Genomic DNA, 24639 nt, shown 5'->3' on the forward strand with positions numbered 1-24639 from the left:
AGCAAGTATTTACATACTTGCTTCTTTATCTATATATTGGCACAGCAATTCATAATCCTCTGGAAAAGCTAAACACAATTGTTCAACTTCATGTATCCCTTTCCAAGCAATTTCATGTATTAACTCATCAGGATCTTGGATTTTCATATTACCGCCTATTTGTTTAACAAAATAATAATGGACATACACTGGAACACCGTATGTAATACCCTCTTTTTCATATATTTTATTTACCACTTCCACATTATAACCTGTTTCTTCCCAAACTTCCCTGATACAACATTCTTCTAGTGTCTCTCCCTTTTCAAGTCCTCCACTTGGGACAGACCATCTTTTTTCTTCTCCCTCTTTGCCCTGCAGTACCATTAAAACTTCATTTCTTTCATTTACACATACCGCTGCACTACCTATCCATCTCTCCATAAACATCCCTCCCCTACTAAAATTCGCCCTCTTTTTTATTTTCCCCTTGAAAAAAAGAGGAAAATAATAAAACAATGACGAAAAATTACATCAACTTCATAGACAATCCTTTTTTAGAAATTAAAACTGGAAGGATGAAAATATGATTTCTAATTATGTTGTGGAATGTGTCTTTTGTGAAGAAAATCGAAAGGCTCGCCAAGCTATTGTCACAGTTCCCGCGACTACTCAGCTACTAGCCATTGAAAAAGTGCGTGCGGAATGCAAACGTCGCTTCGGAAAAACTGTATTATTACAAACAGAAATTAAAGAAAAAATTGTTTTTGAACAAAAAGAAAGCCGACCATAAATTGGTCAGCTTTCTTATCCGATCATATTTTCACATGAAGATTAGGGGCATCCTCTTTAAGGATCGGGATTTTCCCATTATGTACGTTCCATAATGGTCATCGAACAATATATTTCTATGCAATTAACTATTGAATAGAATAGGGCAAAACTTGTTCGCATTTTTAGAAAAGGGATAGGGATATAATTCAAGTAGTACTTCAAATACTCGAACTTTACACTCATAATATTAAAACAAATCCTTTTATATGGGAAATATGAATTACCTACATAATTCATTCGTAAAATATATTAATAGTTTGCTATATTAATTTTATCCCGCTATTTGTAAGCAGTAACCCCCTACTTATTATAATTTCACCTTATTCCATCAATAGCATACATCCAGCTAAAACCGGTGTCATAATCATCGAAAACCTCAAAAGCGTTCGCGGTGCATAATTTGTAAACTTCGCGCCAATGTATGCCCCTAACATGGTCCCAATTAATACTTGCAATAACAATATATAATCTAAATATCCTTCCGAACTATATCCTATCCCGCCTCCAATTGCAATCGGTAATATAACAAGCATTGTTGTCCCTACAGATTGCTGAATCGTTAATCCCAATAGAACCATTAATCCAAGTTGAATAAACGGTGCAGAACCAATCCCAAATGAACCAGCCATCATTCCAGTAACTAATCCAAGGCATACACATTTCAACAAGTAGTTCACGGAAAACTCTTTATGTTTATATAAAGACGACTTTTCTTTGTTTTGGAACATAATTAATTTAATAAACATAAAAATTGCCGATAAAAATAACATCCCAGCTGTAAACCAATGAAGAAGATGTGCTGGTATAAGTGAACCAAATTTAGAACCAATATAAGAGCCAATTGCGCCAAATCCCCCAACAATCCCGCCTATAATAAGTGCAACATTGCCTTCACGGTAATGACTTACAACACCTGATAATGTCGTAAATGCCATTGCAGTTAAAGATGTTGCAAGAGCAACATGAATAGGAATTTGGAATACTAAAGTGAGTATCGCGATAATAAACCCAGCTCCTCCAGCTCCAACAAATCCTAATAAAATACCCATTACTAACATTGTTATAATTATTGCCACAGACTTTCCCTCCAGTAACACAATTATCCATCATATTTATGCTTACATACAAATAAAAAGCATCCTAGATGGATGCTTTTTATTTCAATGATATGTACTTAATCTTGATTAATCAAAATAACCGCTGGACCAGCTACTACTACTCCAGCTACTTCTATTTTTTCAAATTCCTTTACTGTAATAGATATAACTCCTTCTCTTTCCATCAATTCTTTACTCAGGACATCAGTCGGGATTGCTTTCACCGTCTTACCTCCTTTTCATTTATACAATATGATAAAGTGAAACTTTCATCAGTGGGGTTTTGGTCCGTACTTATTGATTATTAACCCTCACCAATCGGGCGAATAATCGCCCAATGCATCTATATATATGCATCACCTCCGCTTTCATTCCTTATTCCACTCAAAAACCTTCTCCCCCTTCCTTGACATATTGAAAAATAAAAAAGAAGCTATAACATATAGCTTCCCTCCACGTTTCTTTAATCTTTATGCACCGTATATTCCATGACTTTACCATCTCTATCAAATTGTAAAATAAGCTGTTCGCTATCTATTGGAATAAAGCCACGTTCAGTCCCAAGATAATACAAAGTGATAACTCCTTCTTCCCCACTTCTCGTTTCCGTTGGGGCTCCTAACAATTGTGTAATTTCTTCATTTGATTTCCCTATTAATTTATATTTTTGTAATAGATCATCTACCATATGTACCCGCTTATCTGCATGATTTAACCATCTATTTTGATTAAACTTTGATGTATATTCATTTACACTTAGTTGTACAGTGCACACTATTAATGGTATGAGTGCTACTATTAACCCCCCCAACATTTGCTTCTTTTCTTCATTACGATTTTTAGAAACATATAAAATAGCCCTTTGAATCATGACTAATAAAACAAATGGTATGAATACTACAAAAATGCTACTTACACTTAAGGGTATATGGACCATATCAATGACGAATATAAATACAATGTACATTACTATATATAAACAAAAAGAGACATACAAAATGCCACGTAGCATAGCGTTCAGAAAGATCTCCCCTTTTAACTCACTATATAATTCATCCGGCTAATCATTTCTTGAATCTGTTCTAATTCTTGCACTGTATATACTACTTCCCCTGCTAATATTTCATTTCTAAAGAACGTTACAATTTGCTCCCGATCTTTTAATCTAGGTGTTTCCTCACTAGAAAGGTCTACTATTTCTTTTCCATTTTTATTATAAAAATATACAACTGGTTTTACTTTTTCTTTTATACTATTAGCCTGCATTTCTTTCAAACCACTGTATAAAATTTGAGATAGTTTCTTCGCCCTATATACTGGATTCCCTTCATTTTTCACTTGTATAGTTGACGAATCTTTACCTACTATATATTCAAATGTCTCTTCTTTTTCAACTTCTTGTTGATACTTACCCATTTCATCAATCATAAATGAATATATACCAGCATTTTCTTTCGTTAAACCATGAATTAATTTCTCTTCCCATTCTTTCGTCTCAAGTAGATAAATACCAGTTTTGCACAAGATGAGATGATGGATTCGATTATCGTTTATTTCACTATTATTTTTAATAAAAACATTCGGCATGATTTGAATTTCAGCATCTAATATGGTGCCTTGCTCTATGAATCCTCGTTTCATATAATGTAATGTTTCGTACGTATTCATTTCAGCGCCGTTTTTAGTATATTCTCGTAGATTTGCAATTAGTTTTTGAAACATATGTATTTCGTTATTATGCTTATTTTGCATTTCACTACGTTCTTTACTATGCTGCACAGCTAATTGATTTTTCATCATACGCATATTTTCAATTTCTCTATTTGCACTTACTTGTAAATCATTGTATTTTTTCTGTTCCATATTTTTTAAATTATTTTGTTGTTCTTTATGCTCTATCACCGTAGCTGCAATTTCATTTTTATACGTTTCAATCGCTTGTTTCTTTTCAAATTCTACTTGTTGACTCTCTGATTCTAACTGTTTATTTTTATAAAACAGCACAAATACTACAGCTAATAATATTAAAACCGTACCTATTAGCACATAATTCATATTTTTACCCCTTTATTTCATTATCGATTATTTTTTATAAATATATCTATTATAGTATACTATGGTTTCGATATAGACTTTGTAAAAGTTGTATATTTTTAATAAAAGGCACCTCTGACGGGGCACCTTTTATTTTCACTCTATTGTACACCATACTGAATATAACTTGGATCGTAGTATATCCATTGATTTGTCCCTAAGCAAAGCCATCCATCTTGCTTACTCCATACTCGATACGATTCACCATGATGTAACTGTCTTATAACATTTCCATTTAATGATGGAGCATCACGCAAATTTACATTATCACCAGTAATAGTCGCCACATAATGTTTATACTGAATATAACTCGGATCATTATATACCCACTGATTTGTCCCTAAACAAAGCCATCCATCTTGTTCTCCCCAAACTTCATATGTTTCGCCACGATTCAATTGGCGAATTACACTAGACTGCAAAGATGGTCCACTTCTCAAATTCACATTATCTCCATTAATTATAGCAACCCCGTACACTGGAGTTGCATTATTAGGCGGGGAAACATTACCTCCACCACTTGCTCCACTCCCTTTTAAAGCTTCTAATGAAACTGCAGCTGATACATCACAATTTCCTACGCCTGAAATTTGTTCAGAATCTGTGTACTGCCACGCTGTCCACGTTGTCCATCCACCAGCATCAGCAGGCGGTGTACTCGAGTATTTAGCAATCCAAAGCGGTATATCACTTAATCCGCTAATTCCGAACTCATTAATATACCAAACTCCTGTATATAACATTACATCTTTTCCAGTAGCCTGTTTCACATAATTTATGAAGCTTCTTGCCCAATTCGATATAGCGTTACCAGTTAAATTACTGTTACTCGGATCTGTTGGTGATTCTAAATCCAGAACTGGCATTAAGTCTGTCTGGTTATTTTGTAATATACTCACAAAATATTTTGCCTCTGAAATTGCATCATTTTGTTCTGGGCGCGCAAAATGGTATGCACCAATTAATACATTCGCATTTCGTGCTGCTTGTACATTCTTAGTAAAAGTAGGATCAATGTAGTTTACACCTTCTGTCGCTTTTGCATACGCTGCTGGAATTCCAGATGCCTTCACTGCATTCCAATCAATATTCCCTTCCCAATGAGACACATCAATAAACGTAACATTTGAACTTGATCTGTTTTGCATATAAAATCTCCTATCATTTTTTTACTTCGTATACATACAATATGTACAAGTTTCATAAGAGGACACGACATTTATGCTATAGAAACAAAGAGTAAACATATTTTGTATACAAAATAAAAAAGACCTTGTATTACAAGGCCTTTTGCAAACTCACTTTATTTTGTAGCAAATACATATTATAATACAAACCTTGCTCACTTAATAATTCTTGATGTGTCCCTCTCTCTACTATCTCTCCATCATGCATCACAAAAATTTGATCCGCATCTTGAATTGTAGATAACCTATGCGCAATGGCTATCGTCGTTCTACCTTTTCGCATTTGTTGCAACGCTGTTTGAATAGCCTCTTCTGTTTCTGTATCGATATTAGCTGTTGCTTCATCTAATACTAATACTTTCGGATTCGTTGCTATCGTTCTAGCAAAAGCAATTAATTGTCGTTGACCGCTTGAAAATGCTGCACCTCTTTCTACTACTTCTGTTTCATACTGTTTTGGTAACTTTTCAATAAACGTATTCGCTTGCACAAATCGAGCAGCTTCTTTTACTTCTTCATCCGTAATTTCTTCATTATACATACGAATATTTTGCTTTACATTTCCAGCAAATAAAAATGCATCTTGCAATACGAGTCCTATTTTCTTTCTAATTTCTCGTTCTTCAAATTTTTCTAAATCTACACCGTCTATTACAATATTTCCTGACTTAATATTATAAAATCGCATTAACAAATTCATAATCGTACTTTTTCCGCTACCAGTATGCCCAACAAAAGCAACCGTTTGCCCTTGTTTCACGTGAAATGATACATTTTTTAAAACGTCACGCTTTCCATCATATGAAAAAGTAACATTTTTAAATTCAATATCTCCATCCACGATTTGAGGATTCTCATTGCCTTTTTGAACCGGTGCTAAATCTTTCTCGTCCATTAAATGAAATACACGTGATGACGAAACAAGTGCCTGTTGGAAGAAGGACAATTTCATCATCATCTCATTTACAGGTTGGAAGAAACGATGTATATAGTTAACAAAAGCATATAAAACTCCTACTTCAACAGGGCTCTTTAAAGCATCAATCCCAAATAAACCTAGTACTAACGCAATAGCTACAATATGTACTAAATCCGTAGCTGGTCGTAAAAGTAATGCGTCTAACTTCAAAGTACGTCGCCCTGCACTATAATGTTTATTATTCACTTCTTCAAACTCTTTTCTCATACGTTTTTCTTGTCTGAACACTTGAACAATATTCATTCCTTGTATGGACTCGTTCAACTTTGCATTTAACACGCTTAGTTGATTACGTACTTCTAAATAAAAAGCTGCACTTTTCCGGCGATATAATACCATAATCGCAAACATTATCGGAATTAATACGAGAGAAAATAGCGCTAATTTTACATCTAATAAAAACATCGCTACTAAAATACCTACTAAAAAGACTACATTTTTTACAAATGTTGATAATACACTGACATAAAAATCTTTAATCGCTTCCGTATCATTTGTTATACGCGATACAAGTGTACCAATCGGCGTACGATCAAAGAAACTTAATGATAGCTTTTGAACATGTTCATATACTTCAACTCGCATATCTTGAACAATCTTAAAAGCAATGTTCTGAAAGTACAATAGATTTAAATACGTAAATAGTACTTTTAATAAATGAGCAACTATGTAAATTACAAATAAAGTAACGAGCGCTGATCGTTCAAAATCCCGCGGTACTAGGTGTTCATCGAGGAATTGTTTAATTAAAAAAGGACCCATCATTTCCGTTACTGTCGCACCAACTAAAAAGATAAATGCTAAAGATAGTAACCCTTTATATGGCTTCATATAGGAAAGCAATCTACTTAAATCACTTCGCTTCTTCTCTACCATCATACGCCTCCTTTCTCGACTAAAGCTTCTAATTGCTGGCTTTCATACATTTCCTTATACCAGCCGTTTTCCTTCATTAATTCCTCATGTGTACCTCTTTGTACAATTCTACCTTCATCAACAACAAGAATAAGATTGGCATGCTGAATTGCACTTAATCGGTGTGCAGTAATAATCGTCGTTTTCCCTGCTCTCTCCCTCTTTAAGGCACTTAAAATCGTCTCTTCTGTTTTTGCATCTACCGCTGATAAACAATCATCCAAAATTAAAATTTCAGCATTTGTTAATAAAGCACGAGCAATAGAGATTCGCTGTTTTTGACCACCAGATAACGAAACACCTCTTTCCCCTACTACTGTTTCATATCCTTCTGAAAATTGGAGGATGTCATTATGAATACAAGCAATCTCTGCTGCTTGGGTAATTTCATTATATGTAGCATCCGCCTTTCCAAAGGCAATATTCTCGCCAATACTTGCTGAAAATAAAAAATGATCTTGCGGCACGTATGAAATGGCAGAACGGACACCATGAAGTGTTATATCTCGAATATCTCGCTCCCCAATTTTTAATTCACCATTAAAATGATCATACTCACGGATTAAACATTTTAATAAAGTCGTTTTCCCTGCGCCTGTACGTCCTACAACTCCTAGCGTTTCGCCCTTCTTCAAATCAAAGTGAATATCGTTTAAATGTAACAATTCATTTTTCTTATACGAAAATGAATCAACGGCAAACGAAACATTACCGCTCGCTATTGTATGTACAGCATTTTCGCTATTTACTACATCTGATTTTTGTGAAAGAATTTTTTCTACACGATCATATGAAGCACGCCCACGCTCCATAATATTGAATAACCATCCAAACGCTAACATTGGCCAAACGAGGGTACCTAAATATGTCGTAAATGTAACGAGATCACCTACTGTTAATTCACCTCTTACAACTAATACCGATCCGTAACATACTGCGATTAAAAAAGAAAATCCAACGATAAGAGAGATTGTCGGATCAAATAACGAATCAATACGTGCAACTAACACATTTTTATGTACAACATCTTCTGATTTTCTTCGAAACGCCTGTAAATCTTCTTTCTCTTGTCCAAGCGAGCGAATCACTTTCATTCCACTCATACTCTCTTGCACTTTATCATTGATTTCCGAAAACGATTGCTGTGCTTTATGAAACCTTTTATGTAATAAAGTGCCATAATAATTTGTCGAAATAGCTACAATCGGCATTGGAATTAAACTTAATAATGTTAACTTCCAACTAATTGTAAAACCCATCGCTACGAGTACACATCCTCCGACAGCTAATGAGTCAACAAGCGTCAAAACACCTGCTCCAGCAGTTTGCTGGATCGCTTGAATATCATTGGTCGCATGTGCCATTAAATCACCTGTCCGATTTGACTGATAGAAAGATGGACTCATCTTTGTAAAATGTTCATACAAATTTTTTCGTAATTGGCGAGCTAATTTTAATGAAGACCCGAAAATCATAATACGCCATATGTAACGTAATATGTACATCGTAATACCTACAATTACTAATAGTACAACCCATTTTAGTAACTTATCGGTCGTCAATGTTCCATCATTAATTTCATCTACAACGATTCCAATTACTTTTGGTGCTACAAGTTCTAAAAGTGCAACGCCAAACAATAAAATAATTCCAGTTATGTACGCTCGTTTTTCTTGTTTAAAAAACCACGCTAAATTCATAAACACTTTCATTTTTTTCCTCCTCCCTTAAAATGAGCGATGTTTTCAGTTTACCAAAAATACAGAATTTTTAAAAGTTTTAAAAACTATAACTAACAAAAAGAAAGACACTCTTAGCGAGTGTCTTTTAGCGCTTATTTCATTTGTTGCTTGTTCATTGCGCTCATCATTTGATTGATTTTCTTTTGGGAAGGTTTTTGTCCCATTTGCATCATCATCATTTTTAACATTTGTTCGTTAATTGGTGGATTTTTTTGTAAGTAATTCATCATGTATTTGCGGGCAATGAAAAATCCTAACGCCACGCCTGCTACTAGTGCTACTACGCCCACTAGAATACCTAACCAAATTGGCATATATTTTCCTCCTTCATGTTGTCTACCTTACAGTGTACTAAAACCTTTTCAATAAGACAAGATACAATTCGACATTTTTTACACATATGTTCGTACTTGTTTTAGAGGATTCAGCCATCCGTACTTTGTATTTTCATAATCCATAGCTAAAAATGTTAATTCACACTTTCTTAACACCTCAAAGAACGTCGTTTCCATAGAGACATTTCCAGAGGTATTCATACGAATATAGTGCGGTTTCACCATTATTTCGCCGTACTCCACTCCCGTATAAAGTGTATGTGTATGATGTGTTCTATCATATTTACCAAGAACGCGCAAAGCTTGTTCTAATTTATGATGAATTTTCATTACTTGCAATGGCATCGTTATATACATCATTTGCTTATATAACACTTTTTTCTCCGAAAGGGACCCAGATTCTGAAAATCGAGCAAATAAATCAAAAAACAAATATTCACGACCAAAATAAGCTTTCGCAATATCCTCTTGAATTAAATACAATTCATACGTTTTCATTTTTCCACTCCCAATCTGGACAACCTTTTCTCTTCATTATATATAAGAAAATTTGCAATGATTGTCTGACTGCGGAGAGATAAAAAACTTTTTCTGTCGAAAAAACTCATTTACATAGAAAAACCTCTCCATGCCGGAGAGATTTTTCTGAAATCATTAAAGCATTTCTTTTACTTTACGAACAACGTTCTCTACAGTAAATCCATACTCTTCCATAATCTTCTCACCAGGAGCAGAAGCACCGAATGTATCGATACCTAACACATCTCCTTCAAGACCTACGTAACGGTGCCATCCGAATGTAGCACCCATTTCGATTGCGAAACGTTTTGTTACTGCTTTTGGTAATACAGATTCTTTGTACTCTGCAGTTTGAGCTTCGAAGCGATCCATAGATGGCATGCTGACAACAGCTGCGTCAACGCCGTCTACTGCTAATGCTTTTTGAGCTTCAACAGCTAGGCTTACTTCAGATCCAGTTGCAAGTAAGATTACGTCAGCCGTTTCTTTCTTGCTTGCAGAAACTACATATGCACCTTTTGCTACTTTTTCATACGTATCATCTTTTGCACCTTCTAATGTTGGAAGGTCTTGACGAGTTAATACTAAAGCAGTTGGTTTGTTTGTAGATTCTAAAGCTAGTCTCCAAGCTGCAACAGATTCGTTACCATCAGCAGGACGGATAACAGAAACGTTTGGCATTGCACGAAGCGCTGCTAATTGCTCGATTGGTTCATGTGTTGGACCATCTTCACCAACAGCGATACTGTCATGTGTGAATACATACGTTACTGGCAATTGCATTAATGCTGCAAGGCGAATTGCTGGACGTAAGTAATCAGAGAATACGAAGAACGTACCACCGTAAGTTTTTAAACCACCATGTAGTGCAATACCGTTCATTGCTGCACCCATTGCGAACTCACGTACACCGTACCAAATGTTTTTACCGCTGTAATCATCTCTTGTAAAGTCTTTTTCGTTATTCATGTATGTTTTGTTAGAACCAGCAAGGTCAGCAGATCCACCGAAGAATGATGGTACAGACTCTGCAATTGCATTAATTACAGCACCAGAAGAATTACGAGTTGCTGCTTTTGATCCTAATTCATAAGTCGGTAAGTTTTGCTCCCAACCTTCTGGAAGTTGACCGTTCATTGCTGCTTGGAATTCGTTTGCTAATTCTGGGTATGCTTGTGCATATTCACCTAGCATCGTGTTCCACTCAGCTTGCGCAGTTTCACCAACATCTTGTACTGTTTTACGGAAGTTGTCATATACTTCTTCTGCTACGTGGAAGTCTTGCTCAGCAGTCCAAGCATATGCTTCTTTCGTTAATTTTGTTTCTTCTACACCAAGTGGAGAACCATGTGAAGCTGATTTTCCTGATTTGTTTGGAGAACCGAAACCAATTGTCGTTCTTACTTCAATTAGCGTTGGGCGTTTTTCGTCAGCTTTCGCTTCTTCAATTGCTTTCGCGATTGCTTCAATATCGTTTCCATCCTCAACACGGATTACTTGCCATCCGTATGCTTTGTAACGATCTTCTACACTTTCAGAGAATGAACGATTTAAATCGCCATCTAATGAAATATCGTTTGAATCGTAAAGCACAACAAGACGACCTAATTGTAAATGAGCAGCTAATGAAGATGCTTCAGCAGAAACGCCCTCCATTAAATCTCCATCACCACAAATAGCGTATGTATAATGATCTACTACATTATACGCATCACGGTTATATTTAGCAGCTAAATGTCTTTCAGCCATTGCCATACCTACAGCAGTTGCAATACCTTGTCCAAGTGGACCAGTCGTTGCATCTACACCAGCTGTATGACCGTACTCAGGATGTCCTGGAGTTTTGCTTCCCCATTGACGGAAGTTCTTTAAGTCATCCATTGTTACATCATAACCAGATAGGTGAAGTAGACTGTATAATAACATTGAACCATGACCTGCAGATAATACGAAACGATCACGGTTAAACCACGTTGGGTTATTTGGATTGTGTTTCATAAATTGAGTCCATAATGTATAAGCCATTGGTGCTGCACCCATTGGCATTCCTGGGTGACCAGAGTTTGCTTTTTCAATCGCATCGATGGATAATGTGCGAATCGTGTTGATAGAAAGTTGTTCGATTGAATGTGACATGCTATTCTTCCCTTCGCTTATATTAGTAAACGTTTTATACATTTATATGATAGCTTCCCACGCAAGATTATACAACATGTATCGACAAATATGTTGATATTTTTTTGATTTTTTATAAAAAAATCAATGTTTCCGGGAATGTATGGGTATTCAATATGACATACTTTTTCATTATTTTTATTTTAAAAAGAAAGGGAATTATCTGTATATTTATACAAATCTCTTCTATACTTACTTTTTAAATACGTTTTTAAAACATAAAAAAAGCATCTACATTCGATGCTTTTCAAATCAGTTACACAATCCGTTTCCGAATCGAACTTGAAATAAAATCAATGATAATGACCATTAAAATAATGCCCAATAAAATAATTCCCACGCGAGACCAATTGCGTGAACTCAGCGCAAAAATTAGTGGCGTACCAATCCCTCCTGCTCCGATAACCCCTAAAATCGCAGCGGATCGTACATTAATTTCAAATCTGTATAACGTATACGATAGAAAATCTGGTAACACTTGCGGTAACACCGCATACCAAAGTATTTGAAAACGATTTGCTCCTGTTGCTAGTAACGCTTCCGTCGGTCCTTTATCTATGTTTTCAATTCCTTCTGAATATAGTTTTCCTAACATTCCAATAGAATGCAATCCTAAGGCTAATACTCCTGCAAAAGAGCCTGGACCAACAGCTTTTATAAATAAAAGAGCCATAATTAATTCAGGAAACGTACGAACAAAACTAAGTACAAATTTCCCAAATCCTGAAGTTAATTTTCCACTACTCATATTCGTTGCCGCCCAAAAAGCAAACGGAACAGATAAAAATGCAGAAATAAATGTACCTAATATCGCAATTGCCAACGTATCAATTAATCCATGTAATAAATCTTCACCATCTGGCAAAGATACATACGACCAGTCTGGATTCAATATCCCTGTCATAATTGCTTTTGTAATTTCTCCCGCCGTTTCCTTTATTCCCTCTAGCGGTACTCCTGAAAAAGCCCATATATAAACAAATGTAAGTGCTATAAAAATAAACGAGCGATACACACTCGGTTTCTTCGGTTTTGGTACGATTATCGTCGTTTTACTCATTATAATTTCTCCCGCAACAATGTACTTACATAATCGATTACCAATACAACAACAAGAGTATAGATGATAATAGATGCAGTTTGTTGATATTGTAAAAATCCAAGTGTACGATCATAATATAGTCCAATACCACCTGCTCCTACTAAACCTAGGACAGCCGCTGCCCGTACATTCACCTCAAATGTATATAGTACATAGGAAACAAAGTGTGCTTTTACTTGTGGAATGACTCCATAAACAATCCATTGCACCTTATTAGCCCCTACAGCTGTCATCGCTTCTAGTGGGCCAGGGTCAATTGATTCAATTGATTCATACAACAATTTCGCCACGAGCCCAATTGAGAAAAAAGTAAGAGCTAAAATACCCGGAAGTGGTCCTATTCCAAAAATAGCTACGAAAATTGCCGCTAATAATAAATCTGGTATCGTTCGAATAAAATTTAAAATCAATCGAGCTGGACTGTATAAAAATGTACTAGTAAACACATTACTTGCCGCAAACAGTGCAAGTGGAATAGCTAAAATCGCTCCTAAAGTCGTCCCAATAATCGCCATACGTATTGTATCTAACATTGCTGTTGTAATAACTTGAAAATAACTCCAATCTGGCGGCACCATTTCTTTTAACAAATCCATTATATTAGGAAAACCAACTACTAGCTTTGAAAATGATGCGTCGACCTGTATACTACTTCCCCACAACAGTAAAATGAATAGAATAAACGTTAACATATGTTTTAACTTACTCGGCGGCTTCGGTATCGACTTCGAATATATCGTCACATCATTCATTTAGCTGCCACCTCTAACAATTCACTTTTCTGTGCTACGTCACCATAAATTTCAGCAAACTTTTCATCCGTTGCTGCTTCTACTAAACCATCAAAAACAATTTCACCTGCATGTAATCCAATAATACGCGTCGCATATTGCCTAGCTAAAGCAATAGAATGTAAGTTTACAATTGTTGTAATTCCAAAATCTTCATTAATTTTCTTTAAATCATCTAATACTTGCTTTGTTGTTAGCGGATCTAACGACGCAACAGGTTCATCTGCCAATATGATTTTTGCTTCTTGCGCCAATGCTCTAGCTATCGATACACGTTGTTGTTGTCCTCCTGATAATTCATCAGCACGTGCATATGCTTTTTCTAAAATATTCACTCTTTTTAACGCTTGAAATGCGAGCTCCACATCCTCTTTCGGAAACAAACCTAACGTTGTACGCAATGTCGAATGATATCCAACACGGCCAGCTAATACATTCTTCAATACTGTTGATCGCTTTACAAGGTTAAAACTTTGAAAGATCATACCAATATCCCGGCGCATACGTCGTAAATCTTTTCCTTTTGCAGCAGTAATAGACTCACATTCAATCATGATTTCGCCTTCTGTAATCTCATGAAGACGATTTACCGATTTTAGAAGTGTAGACTTTCCAGCTCCGGACAGCCCTACCATTACAACAAACTCACCTTTTTGAATTTTCAAGTTTATATTATTCAATCCTTTTGTACCATTTGGATACACTTTGGAGACATTTCGAAATTCTATCACACATCTTACCTACCTTCTATGTATTCAAAACGGCAAACTAACTGAAAACATTCCCTTTCGGCTAGCTGCCATTTCCATATGTATTATTGCGTTTTTACTTTCTTCCCATATTCACGAACGATGTCAAATTTACTATCATCAGATTTAACATATCCTTCATGTGAATATACTTCTTTAATGATTTTGTGACCTTCCTCATTTTTTCCAATTTCAATGAAAGCATCCTGTAATTTCTTGCTCCACTCTTCATCTAAATCAGAACGTACCGAAATCGTATCGTTTGGAATTTTCTCCGTAAATTTCACTATTTTCGTTTGCTCGAATATATTCGGATAATCTTTTTTTACAATATTACGAGCATCTTGGAATACAACAGCTGCATCTACGTCACCATTTAAAAGAGCAATAAGCGACTGATCGTGACCTTTTAATGTAACAGGTTTCACATCTTTTAACGGATCAATTCCCTCTTTTAATAGAACAGCTGCAGGCCATACATACCCTGCTGATGATGTTACATCTTGATAACCAATCTTTTTACCTTTTAAATCTTTTACACTATTTATATTAGAGTCTTTTTTAACAACAAACTCAGATTTATAATAATCTACTAAATCTTTTGTAGGAGCTCCTGTTTCATCCTCTACTCCAAAACGTTGTGCTTGTAAAATTACATTTGCAGCCTTCTTTTCATGTGCTAATACGTACGCTGTTGGCGGTAAAAATCCTACATCTACTTGTTTAGATGCCATCGCTTCTACAATTGTATTGTAGTTCGTTGAAATACTAACTTTTACTGGAATATTTAACTTATCACTTAATAGCTTCTCAAGCGGTTTTGCCTTCGCCTCTAACGTATCTGCATTTTGAGAAGGAACAAATTGAACATTTAAAGTCTTCGGTACATACCCTTTTTTCGTATCTTCATTTTTACTTGCACTTGATTCCTTCGTTCCACAGCCACTTAATAATCCCGCTGCTAGTACAACTGTTGTGCTCATTGCAAAAACTTTTTTCAACATATTAATGCCTCCATTTTTCATTGTTATAAAATAACCTTTCATAAACATGAAGAAATATATCACATATTTTTACAAATAATTGATTATTTACAGAATCTTTACACATTCTATACACTCACATTAAAATTCTCTTCACATATTTGATATGATGAATTGGAAGATAACAATAGAAAAGGTGAGTCATATTGGAACAAAATCAAACTGTAACTTTAAACATCTTATTAACAAGCGATATACATGGCACTGTTTATCCTATTCACTACCAAGATAACTCCCCAGCAGAACTTGGTTTAGCTAAAATTTCTACTCTTATAAAAAAAGAACGTTCCCAAAATACAAACGTTCTTTTAATTGATAATGGCGACTTTATTCAAGGAACACCATTTACTTATCATTATGTTACATACGAAAAAAACAAAAAAAACCCAATGTCCTTATTAGCGAATTACTTACAGTATGACGCTGCAATTATCGGCAATCATGAGTTTAATTACGGGATGGGTATATTAAATAATGCTGTGACTACTGCGAACTTCCCGTACCTATCAGCAAACATTTTAGATAAAAACATAAAGAAACCTTATTTCGGAAAACCTTATATAATCAAACAGATTGAATCCAATATAAAAATTGCTATTTTAGGGGTGACAACGCACTACATTACCAATTGGGAACAACCCCATCACATTAAAGACTTACAATTTGAAGATGCATTAGAAACAACGAAAAAGTGGGTTTCTTACATTCGCAAACATGAGAAACCAGATTTACTAGTCGTAGCGTATCACGGGGGAGTTGAACGAGATTTACAAACCGGGGTACCGACTGAAGTTTTAACAGGAGAAAACCAAGGATATGCAATGTGCCATGAAATTGAAGACATAGATATTTTATTAACAGGCCACCAACACCGGGAAATTGCTCACACAATGGCTAACGGTGTAACAATTTTACAGACCGGATGTAATGGAAACTCAGTTGGAAAAGTAAAAATAACATTCGAAAAAACAAAACATAAATGGGTTAAAAAAGAGAGTTCTTCTGAATTATTATCTGTACAAGGAGTTGAGGCTGACCAAGATGCACTTTCATTGGTAGCCGATTATGAAGAGAAAACACAAAAGTGGCTTGATCAACCTATTGGAATCATTCAGGGGGATATGCAAATTTCAGATGCTATGCAAACTCGTTTGCATGATCATCCTTTTATCGAATTCATAAATAAAATACAGATGGATATAGCTAATGTATCAATTTCTTGTACAAGTTTGTTCCATAATACATCTCCAGGTTTCCCGGAACATGTAACAATGCGTGACATCGTTTCTAATTATATTTATCCGAACACATTAAAAGTAATTAGACTAACTGGAGCGGACATAAAAAATGCTCTTGAACTCTCTGCTTCTTATTTCACATTAAAAACAGATGGATCCATCACCGTAAGTCCTACCTACATAGAACCAAAGCCACAACATTATAATTATGATATGTGGGAAGGGATTTCATACGTATTAAACATTTCAAAACCAATTGGTGAAAGAGTAGAATCTTTACAGCATAACAGTGCTCCTCTTAATATGAATGAAGAATATGACGTTGTAATGAATAATTATCGTGCAAGTGGCGGGGGAAATTTCTTTATGTTTCAAAACAAACCGGTAGTAAAAGATATCCCCACAGATATGTCTGAACTTATCGCTAATTATATATTGGAACATAAAACGATAGAAGCAACAGTTAATAACAACTGGAAAGTTATTAAATAACGATTTTTAAATATAAAAAAGATGGGCTTCGCCCATCTTTTAATTTAATCTTGCATTATCTTGCTTTTTTAAAGCTTTTAATTTCGTCGGTGTAACATCTGTACCTTCTTCGTTAACAACTTTAATACCTTTAAGTTCGTTTAACATATTTTGACGAAATCCTTTTAAATATTGTTCACGTAGCGATTGACGCTCACGTTGCTCTTCTTCAGTTAAACCTTCAGCTTTTGCTTTTTTCGCTAAGAAGTTAATGCGTTCAACGAGTTCGTGATTAATCATCTCGAATCCCCCTTCTAATCAAAACTGATTATTATCATACAATAGTTACTCTTCTTTATCAAGCAATTGCTTCGTATACTCTACATATCTACGATGTACAGTCGCCTTTGAAACATTATGACCAAATCCACGTAATGTTGCTGCAATTTCTTCAAACGTGAGTTCACTTTTTCGCAAACGTACAATTTCCTCAATTGGCACTTCTTTTTTCTCTCTTCCTACACTTAAATGACGATTTTTTAAATTTTTTTCTGGACGATAACCTTTTTCTACTGCACGTTGCATACCTCGTTTAATTTTCAAATTATGAATCTTTCTTTGATATTCTTCAACAATACCAATAATATCTAATACCATTGAATCAGAATCCGACAATTGTAATTCACCATTATGTGTATGCGTATATACTTTTATGCCTTCTTTATGTAAACAATGCATTAACGCGATCTTCGCATTTCCTCTACCAAGACGCGTTTCATCTTGTATAAGTAACACATCAATTTGTTCGTCTCGAATTGTATCCAACACCTCTAATATACCGTCACGTTCAATTGTATATCCACTAGCCTGCTCTTCAATCACCTTAGTAACATTCATTTGATAGCGCTCAGCTAAATGCAATAATTCATCTTTTTGACGTAATAATGATGTTTCTTGCGCTTCTTTCGTTGTACTCACACGTGCATAAATAATTGCATTCATTTTGAACCCCTCTTTCTCCCTATTATTTCCCTATAGTGTAACATAAATCCGCCATTTGTTCGAACTTATGTTTGTAGAATGTTTTTTCACATGTTATACTTATTAATAAGAAAAATGAAAGAAAACGAGGTGTTAGAAAACATGGAAAAGTTAACGAAACGCCAGCAAGACATTCTCGACTTTATTAAGCTAAAAGTACAAGAAAAAGGATATCCACCTTCCGTACGTGAAATTGGTCAAGCAGTCGGCCTCGCTTCTAGTTCTACAGTGCACGGACATTTATCACGATTAGAAGAAAAAGGATACATTCGACGCGATCCAACAAAACCACGTGCAATTGAAATTTTAGGTGAAGACCGAATGGATACGGAAACACAATCTGTTATTCAAGTTCCAATTGTCGGAAAAGTCACTGCTGGTTTACCAATTACAGCGGTCGAAAGCGTAGAAGAACATTTCCCACTTCCAGCTAGTATTGTTGCTGGAGCAGACCAAGTGTTCATGTTACGTATTTCTGGAGATAGTATGATTGAAGCTGGTATTTTCGATGGAGATTTAGTTGTTGTTCGCCAACAGCAGTCTGCATATAATGGTGAAATTGTAGTCGCTTTAACAGAGGATAACGAAGCAACAGTTAAACGTTTCTATAAAGAAAAAGACCATTTCCGTCTACAACCAGAAAACTCTTCATTAGAACCTATCATTTTAAAACAAGTGTCAGTTATCGGGAAAGTAATTGGCGTATATCGTGATTTACATTAAAAATAACAAAAAGAAGATAATTACCTTATTTATATACGGTAATTATCTTCTTTTTGTATTTTGATAGATTTCCATGCATTCTATTTCTTATTAACGAGTTTCAATCGTCACATCTCCCGCAGCCGTTTTACCGCTAATCTTTTTACTGCCATTTCCAATTGTTACATTTTTATTTTCTTCATTAAAAATTGTTACATCTCCAGCAGCACTTTGCCCAGTAATTACCGCATCTTGTGGTTTTTCCGATAAAGTAATATCTATATCTCCCGCAGTTGAACTTGCTTCTAGATTATACTTAGAATCATGATCTTGAATATTTATTTCCCCACTTGTTGTTTTTGCGGTCACTTTCCCTAATACCTTCTTAAAGTTCACCTCACCAGCTTTTGTCGATCCCTCCACATTCTTAGCCGTTACTTGTTTCAACTCTACTTCTCCAGCAAGTGTTCTAACACTTACGCTATCACTTTTCACATCACTCATTTCGATTTGTCCAGCAGATGAATTTACTTTTACATCTTGGTAAGAGCGTTCGGGCACAAGGAGAGTCAATTTAGACGTTTGAAACCTAAAATCGTAAAAAGAAAAATCAAATGAAGCACCTTTTTCTCTTTCCCCAATAATTTTTAATGTGTCACCATCTTCTGCGATACGAATCTCTTGTTTACGTACATCTCCCGATTGCTTTACATAAAAAGAAGAGTCAGGAGATTTTTGGACAATAATATCCCCGGCATCTAACTTAACTTCTATATTTTTTAATGTTTCGTTTTTAATTACATTTTCTTTATCGCCTTTTTCAGCAGTTTGTACTGCTTTTTCATATGTTTGGGAAATTCCTATTACTCCAATAATGATACAAGCGATAGCGATTAAAAATAGTTTTTTCATCATTTACTCTCCTTTTATCATTTTGAAGTTCCATATTACATATCGTACACACAATCTCTTAAACCACTTTGTACTATAAAAAGCGATAATACATAACAATAAACCTACCCCAACAAACGTTATACTAACGAAAAGATCCAACCATATAAAAGTACCCATAAATACTTTTCCAATAATGAAAAATGGTGTTACTACACTAGCAATACCACCGATCCAAAAAGAAAATATAAAAGCAATAATTGCGACTAACGGGCCTAACACAATAATAAAATTAAACAAACTAAGTCCAATCGCTGCCATAACAGCTCTTGTCACATTTGAAGTCGATGGATTTTTTTTCATTTCATCGAAGCGATACATCGCAAGTAATTCTTTCGCGATTACTTTCGGAGAACCAAGGCTCTGTATTATTTCCGATTCAGTTTTCCCCTCTTCTAGTCCAAACTGAAAGTGCTCTTCATAATCCAATAAAATATCTTGCCTCTCTTCCTCTGGTAACTTTCTAAGATAACTTGATAACTCTTTAAGAAACCCTTCTTTACTCATCCCATTCCACCCCTTCAATAATTTCTTGTACCCCTTTCGCAAAATCACGCCATTCTGTTACTAACAAATGAAATTGCGTCTCCCCTTGCTCTGTTAATTGATAATATTTACGAGGTGGCCCTTCCGTAGATTCCTTTAAATACGTTTGAAAATACCCTTCTTTCGTCAAACGACGTAATAAAGGGTATACTGACCCTTCCGATATTAAAAATTTATTAGAAATTTGCTGAACAAGTTCATAACCGTAACTATCTTTACGTTTTACAAGTGCTAATACACAAAGTTCAAGCACACCTTTTTTAAACTGAACGTTCAAGTGCCATCCTCCTTTCCTATCTTAGTACTGTTCAATACACGGTACCTGTTTTATCCATAATATACCACTTAGTATTATTTATTGCAAGGTACTAAACTATATTTATTCCCTAAATTTAGAAAATGAACTAACGAAATCCTGAATAAGACTATGTTATAACTAAGCAGCATTCAAAGTTTCATTTCATTTACATTAATATTAGACTTCATTTACTCTTTCCTCTTGAAAAATCCACCACAAACTTATTCACTATAGCTAATGAGAAAAAGCCCCAATACTTATCGGTATTAGGGCTTTTTCTCATTAACTATATATGAATCGAATTCCTATTTGAGAACCTGCATATGCGACAAATACTTTAATACCATATTTTATTTCTCATCATCGTTCCCCAAGATTTTTCGCTTAACATCTGATAAATCCTTCGACAACGAACTAAATGCTTTTGCTTGTTCTTCAATGACCTGTTGATTTTTTTCAATAACTTTTTGATATTGTTCTTCGCGCTGTTCATTCTTTTTTTGCGTAGTAAACAGCATCCATACAAATAAAGCTGCGAATGCTCCTTGTTGAATCATTGAATTGAAGATTTGTTCTTCCATCGTTCTCATCTCCTTTTCAAAAATTAAAGAGAATCATACGAGTGATCCTACTCTCATATCCTTATCTCACATTAAAATGTTCTTCTTTTACCCATGTGTTTTGCCCAATATCGATATAACCATCTTTTCTTGCAAAATTCCCATATGGATAAGATCCATCCACATTTCCTTTATAATTTCCATTTGGACCATCATATGTGTTAATGCCATAACCTGCGGGATATTTTGAGTAAGCATGGAACCACTCTACTTCAAAGTGTTCTTCTTTCGCCCACGCTTCCCAACCTAGACATAACATATTTTCATTCCCACCATACCAAGCAGCATCTATAATTAAATATGGCATTTTTGTATTAATGACATGACCTGTGAACCAAGCACCTTTTCCAGGACCACTATATAAATTGATGCCCCATCCTTCTGGGTATTTAGACGTTGCAATTCCCAGTCCTTTTGGTTGTAGTGGTTTATTATTATCTTCATTAAATGCTTTGTTTATCTTCTCAATGAATTGATCCACTCTTCCTTCATCGAGCATTCGATGTGGGCAATGCTTTCCACTCCACGATTTATGTGTACGTACATTACTAATCGGTATATTGAATTGTTTCATTAACTGAGCAATAACAATTGCTGCATTATCCTCCGCCTTGTAATATCTATCCCCACCGCTTAGAGAATAGCAAATTTCCACTCCGATAGATTTACGATTACCATTTCCGTTACCATCACCTGCATGCCAAGCATTACGATCAAACGGAATACCTTGTACTGCTTCTTTGTCATCTACTGCAACATGAAACGACACTGAATTATTATTCCCAATCATATACGATATCTCATTTTCTGCTGATGCATCATTGTACGTATTATGTACTGTGATGAATTCTGGTGTCATTGTATTGGGACACTTTATACCATATTTACTTGGATCCACTAATTTTTTTCTAATTTCCATTACTGATTATCTCCTTTTTTATTTTTTATCATTTAAAATTCCACTGAATTATTAAGTACATCTAGAAACTAAATCCTCAGACAGCCCATATTCTATATAATGGGTTATGGTCCTCACATTCAAAAAAAAGAAAAAGAGCAACTTTTTACATCAGTTGCTCTTTCAAAAATCGCACTCTATATTCCGCCCAGCATTTTACAGATATTACTCTAATCTCAAGAGGTATGATAACAAGTTTTTTCATCCTACTTAATACATGCTGATTTAAAGATATTATCTTACATTAAAATGCTCTTCTTTTACCCATGTGTTTTGTCCAATATCAATGTAACCATCTTTTCTCGCAAAAACACCATATGGATAAGATCCATCCACATTTCCTTTATAATTTCCATTTGGACCATCATATGTGTTAATACCATAACCTGCTGGATATTTTGAGTAAGCATGGAACCACTGCACTTCAAAGTGTTCTTCTTTTGCCCAGGCTTCCCAACCTAAGCAAAGCATATTTTCATTCCCGCCATACCAAGCAGCATCTATAATTAAATATGGCATTTTTGTATTAATGACATGACCTGTAAACCAAGCATCTTTTCCAGGACCACTATATAAATTAATGCCCCATCCTTCTGGGTATTTAGACGTTGCAATTCCCAGCCCTTTTGGTTGTAGCGGTTTATCAGAAGGGTCAGTTGTACCACCACCGTCTCCTTTTCCTAAGTAGTCTAATGGATTCACAGCATTACTCTTATTGATGTTCCAAGACCCTTTATGCAATTCAAAATGCAAGTGTTGACCACTAGAATCCCCTGTGTTCCCCATAACCCCAATAGTTTGTCCTTGTGTAACATAATCACCTTCTTTTACTGTTCGAGAACCGCTACGCATATGGGCATATACTGTTTCCCATGTAACCCCATCAATAGTGTGCACAATCATAATACATTCACCATAACTGGATGAAATATAAGAACGACTAACTCGTCCGCTAGCTGCTGCATAAATTGGATGATAGCCCGATTCAGCAAGATCTATCCCATGATGATCTGGTCTGCTCCCCCGAAATCCACTTGTTACTCTCGTTATATCTGTTGGATAAATAAATTTTGCCATAATAATCTTCCTTTCTATTCATACGTAATATAAAAAGGCACTTAAAAAAGCACCCTTTTATATTTTTCTATATATTAAAATTTATAATTTTAAATCAAATAATAAAAAACTTTGTTATTACCTTACATTAAAATGCTCTTCTTTTACCCATGTGTTTTGTCCAATATCAATGTAACCATCTTTTCTCGCAAAAACACCATATGGATAAGATCCATCCACATTTCCTTTATAATTTCCATTTGGACCATCATATGTGTTAATACCATAACCTGCTGGATATTTTGAGTAAGCGTGGAACCACTGCACTTCAAAGTGTTCTTCTTTTGCCCAGGCTTCCCAACCTAAGCAAAGCATATTTTCATTCCCGCCATACCAAGCAGCATCTATAATTAAATATGGCATTTTTGTATTAATGACATGACCTGTAAACCAAGCATCTTTTCCAGGACCACTATATAAATTGATGCCCCATCCTTCTGGGTATTTAGACGTTGCAATTCCCAGTCCTTTTGGTTGTAACGGCTTATTGTCACCGCCACCAGTTCCTCCATCAAAATCTACATATTGTTTAACAATTTCAGAGTAGAAGAAATTCCCTCCGTTTTTATATCGATAACCACCATTGTAGGCAACAGCGATAGGGTTACTATATTTCACCATAGCACCGGTCGTATTTCCAAGTGATGGCGCAACAACCGTTTTAGAATACAGATCTGCCACCGGTAATGAATGCTGTTTATTGTTAGAAGCTAACCAGCGAAGGTAAGCTCGTCCAAAATTATACGATTGAACAATGGCACTTAAATCTGTAATGCCATTTTTCTTCGCATCATCAAAAGCACCCTTTAAATGCTTCACTCCGTAATAAATTGAATCTTTCGGGTTTTTAATTGTATTCATTGCCCATCCTTGTGATTCACTAGACTGCATAATATCAGGTGTCGTTTCAGAATTCCCTCCACTTTCCACCATAATAATTCCAAGCACGTAAGGAACTAATTCAGGTACACCTTGTGTAGAACATTCGCTTTCTACCATTGATTGCCAACGTAACACCTGTTGTGGCAAATTCTTTGTTTTGACTGAAGCAGCTAATAAACTCATCATTAAACATCTCCTTGTTTTTCTATTATTTTCGCCTGTAAAACTACTACTTTACTAAATATAACTAGAAGCTAAAGACCCATTAATCCATC

At 35.2% G+C, this 24639-nt stretch carries 27 protein-coding genes; 3 read left to right on the forward strand and 24 right to left on the reverse strand.

Features of this window, described 5'->3' with window-relative positions:
* Positions 1–9 precede the first annotated feature (9 nt).
* Positions 10–423 (reverse strand): NUDIX hydrolase, encoded by a 414-nt coding sequence (locus tag ACTFRU_RS06540; protein WP_000442982.1) that lies wholly within the window; start codon positions 421–423, stop codon positions 10–12.
* A 142-nt stretch (positions 424–565) separates the two neighbouring features.
* On the opposite strand from ACTFRU_RS06540, the gene ACTFRU_RS06545 reads away from it, so the two are divergent.
* Positions 566–772 carry a DUF3903 domain-containing protein gene (locus ACTFRU_RS06545; protein ID WP_000625222.1) on the forward strand — a complete coding sequence of 69 codons (207 nt, stop codon included), beginning with the start codon at positions 566–568 and terminating at the stop codon, positions 770–772.
* A gap of 361 nt (positions 773–1133) precedes the next feature.
* On the opposite strand, the gene ACTFRU_RS06550 is transcribed toward ACTFRU_RS06545, so the two are convergent.
* From ACTFRU_RS06550 to ACTFRU_RS06615, 14 genes are all read right to left on the reverse strand, one after another.
* Positions 1134–1889 (reverse strand): sulfite exporter TauE/SafE family protein, encoded by a 756-nt coding sequence (locus ACTFRU_RS06550; RefSeq protein WP_000974667.1) that lies wholly within the window; start codon positions 1887–1889, stop codon positions 1134–1136.
* A 98-nt stretch (positions 1890–1987) separates the two neighbouring features.
* Positions 1988–2134, reverse strand: a complete 147-nt coding sequence (locus ACTFRU_RS06555) for a BC1881 family protein (protein ID WP_000644411.1) — start codon at positions 2132–2134, stop codon at positions 1988–1990.
* A gap of 239 nt (positions 2135–2373) precedes the next feature.
* Positions 2374–2922: a hypothetical protein gene (locus ACTFRU_RS06560; protein WP_074555573.1), complete on the reverse strand. Its 549-nt coding sequence runs from the start codon at positions 2920–2922 to the stop codon at positions 2374–2376.
* Positions 2923–2945: 23 nt separating this feature from the next.
* Positions 2946–3965, reverse strand: coding sequence for an NERD domain-containing protein (locus tag ACTFRU_RS06565; RefSeq protein WP_001110284.1), 1020 nt, complete (start codon positions 3963–3965; stop codon positions 2946–2948).
* Between the two features lie 140 nt (positions 3966–4105).
* A complete protein-coding gene (locus tag ACTFRU_RS06570; RefSeq protein WP_440037542.1) occupies positions 4106–5152 on the reverse strand; it encodes a GH25 family lysozyme in 1047 nt (348 codons plus the stop codon).
* A 130-nt stretch (positions 5153–5282) separates the two neighbouring features.
* Positions 5283–7046: an ABC transporter ATP-binding protein gene (locus tag ACTFRU_RS06575; protein WP_000229520.1), complete on the reverse strand. Its 1764-nt coding sequence runs from the start codon at positions 7044–7046 to the stop codon at positions 5283–5285.
* Positions 7046–8797 carry an ABC transporter ATP-binding protein gene (locus tag ACTFRU_RS06580; protein WP_000862455.1) on the reverse strand — a complete coding sequence of 584 codons (1752 nt, stop codon included), beginning with the start codon at positions 8795–8797 and terminating at the stop codon, positions 7046–7048. Before ACTFRU_RS06580 ends, ACTFRU_RS06575 begins: the two co-directional genes overlap by 1 nt.
* A gap of 122 nt (positions 8798–8919) precedes the next feature.
* Positions 8920–9141 (reverse strand): YneF family protein, encoded by a 222-nt coding sequence (locus ACTFRU_RS06585; RefSeq protein ID WP_001123317.1) that lies wholly within the window; start codon positions 9139–9141, stop codon positions 8920–8922.
* A 78-nt stretch (positions 9142–9219) separates the two neighbouring features.
* Entirely contained in the window at positions 9220–9660 is a 441-nt protein-coding gene (gene sirA / locus ACTFRU_RS06590) for a sporulation inhibitor of replication protein SirA (RefSeq protein WP_025710101.1), read from the reverse strand.
* Between the two features lie 156 nt (positions 9661–9816).
* The gene (tkt, locus tag ACTFRU_RS06595; RefSeq protein WP_000019766.1) at positions 9817–11817 is read right to left on the reverse strand and encodes a transketolase; all 2001 of its coding nucleotides are present in this window, start codon (positions 11815–11817) and stop codon (positions 9817–9819) included.
* A gap of 295 nt (positions 11818–12112) precedes the next feature.
* On the reverse strand, positions 12113–12916 hold the full coding sequence (phnE, locus tag ACTFRU_RS06600; protein WP_000047891.1) for a phosphonate ABC transporter, permease protein PhnE: 804 nt from the start codon (positions 12914–12916) through the stop codon (positions 12113–12115).
* Complete coding sequence (gene phnE / locus ACTFRU_RS06605; RefSeq protein WP_001000763.1) at positions 12916–13710, reverse strand: phosphonate ABC transporter, permease protein PhnE; 795 nt, start codon at positions 13708–13710, stop codon at positions 12916–12918. Before phnE (ACTFRU_RS06605) ends, phnE (ACTFRU_RS06600) begins: the two co-directional genes overlap by 1 nt.
* Complete coding sequence (phnC, locus tag ACTFRU_RS06610) at positions 13707–14480, reverse strand: phosphonate ABC transporter ATP-binding protein (RefSeq protein ID WP_000569244.1); 774 nt, start codon at positions 14478–14480, stop codon at positions 13707–13709. Before phnC ends, phnE (ACTFRU_RS06605) begins: the two co-directional genes overlap by 4 nt.
* Before the next feature lie 83 nt (positions 14481–14563).
* The gene (locus tag ACTFRU_RS06615; RefSeq protein WP_000915065.1) at positions 14564–15502 is read right to left on the reverse strand and encodes a phosphate/phosphite/phosphonate ABC transporter substrate-binding protein; all 939 of its coding nucleotides are present in this window, start codon (positions 15500–15502) and stop codon (positions 14564–14566) included.
* Between the two features lie 185 nt (positions 15503–15687).
* On the opposite strand from ACTFRU_RS06615, the gene ACTFRU_RS06620 reads away from it, so the two are divergent.
* Positions 15688–17271, forward strand: a complete 1584-nt coding sequence (locus tag ACTFRU_RS06620; protein WP_000437455.1) for a bifunctional metallophosphatase/5'-nucleotidase — start codon at positions 15688–15690, stop codon at positions 17269–17271.
* A 39-nt stretch (positions 17272–17310) separates the two neighbouring features.
* On the opposite strand, the gene ACTFRU_RS06625 is transcribed toward ACTFRU_RS06620, so the two are convergent.
* Both ACTFRU_RS06625 and ACTFRU_RS06630 read right to left on the reverse strand, forming a co-directional pair.
* The gene (locus ACTFRU_RS06625; protein ID WP_000607016.1) at positions 17311–17550 is read right to left on the reverse strand and encodes a DUF896 domain-containing protein; all 240 of its coding nucleotides are present in this window, start codon (positions 17548–17550) and stop codon (positions 17311–17313) included.
* A 45-nt stretch (positions 17551–17595) separates the two neighbouring features.
* Positions 17596–18252: a YneB family resolvase-like protein gene (locus tag ACTFRU_RS06630; protein ID WP_000991469.1), complete on the reverse strand. Its 657-nt coding sequence runs from the start codon at positions 18250–18252 to the stop codon at positions 17596–17598.
* Positions 18253–18393: 141 nt separating this feature from the next.
* Here ACTFRU_RS06630 and lexA point away from each other — a divergent pair, with 141 nt between their 5' ends.
* Positions 18394–19014, forward strand: a complete 621-nt coding sequence (gene lexA, locus ACTFRU_RS06635; protein WP_000413738.1) for a transcriptional repressor LexA — start codon at positions 18394–18396, stop codon at positions 19012–19014.
* 90 nt (positions 19015–19104) lie between these two features.
* On the opposite strand, the gene ACTFRU_RS06640 is transcribed toward lexA, so the two are convergent.
* From ACTFRU_RS06640 to ACTFRU_RS06670, 7 genes are all read right to left on the reverse strand, one after another.
* Complete coding sequence (locus ACTFRU_RS06640) at positions 19105–19908, reverse strand: DUF4097 family beta strand repeat-containing protein (protein WP_000976237.1); 804 nt, start codon at positions 19906–19908, stop codon at positions 19105–19107.
* Complete coding sequence (locus ACTFRU_RS06645) at positions 19909–20451, reverse strand: DUF1700 domain-containing protein (protein ID WP_000031387.1); 543 nt, start codon at positions 20449–20451, stop codon at positions 19909–19911.
* Positions 20444–20767 (reverse strand): PadR family transcriptional regulator, encoded by a 324-nt coding sequence (locus ACTFRU_RS06650; protein ID WP_001102628.1) that lies wholly within the window; start codon positions 20765–20767, stop codon positions 20444–20446. The genes ACTFRU_RS06645 and ACTFRU_RS06650 overlap by 8 nt, the downstream gene beginning before the upstream one ends.
* 371 nt (positions 20768–21138) lie before the next feature.
* The gene (locus ACTFRU_RS06655) at positions 21139–21369 is read right to left on the reverse strand and encodes a BhlA/UviB family holin-like peptide (RefSeq protein ID WP_000392444.1); all 231 of its coding nucleotides are present in this window, start codon (positions 21367–21369) and stop codon (positions 21139–21141) included.
* Positions 21370–21430: 61 nt separating this feature from the next.
* Positions 21431–22327 (reverse strand): peptidoglycan recognition protein family protein, encoded by an 897-nt coding sequence (locus ACTFRU_RS06660; RefSeq protein WP_440037543.1) that lies wholly within the window; start codon positions 22325–22327, stop codon positions 21431–21433.
* Between the two features lie 273 nt (positions 22328–22600).
* Entirely contained in the window at positions 22601–23443 is an 843-nt protein-coding gene (locus ACTFRU_RS06665) for a M23 family metallopeptidase (protein ID WP_088859613.1), read from the reverse strand.
* Positions 23444–23560: 117 nt separating this feature from the next.
* A complete protein-coding gene (locus ACTFRU_RS06670; protein ID WP_167913535.1) occupies positions 23561–24547 on the reverse strand; it encodes a lysozyme family protein in 987 nt (328 codons plus the stop codon).
* Positions 24548–24639: the final 92 nt, after the last annotated feature.

It is taken from the genome of Bacillus cereus group sp. MYBK220-1, assembly GCF_051916445.1.
GTDB lineage: Bacteria > Bacillota > Bacilli > Bacillales > Bacillaceae_G > Bacillus_A > Bacillus_A cereus.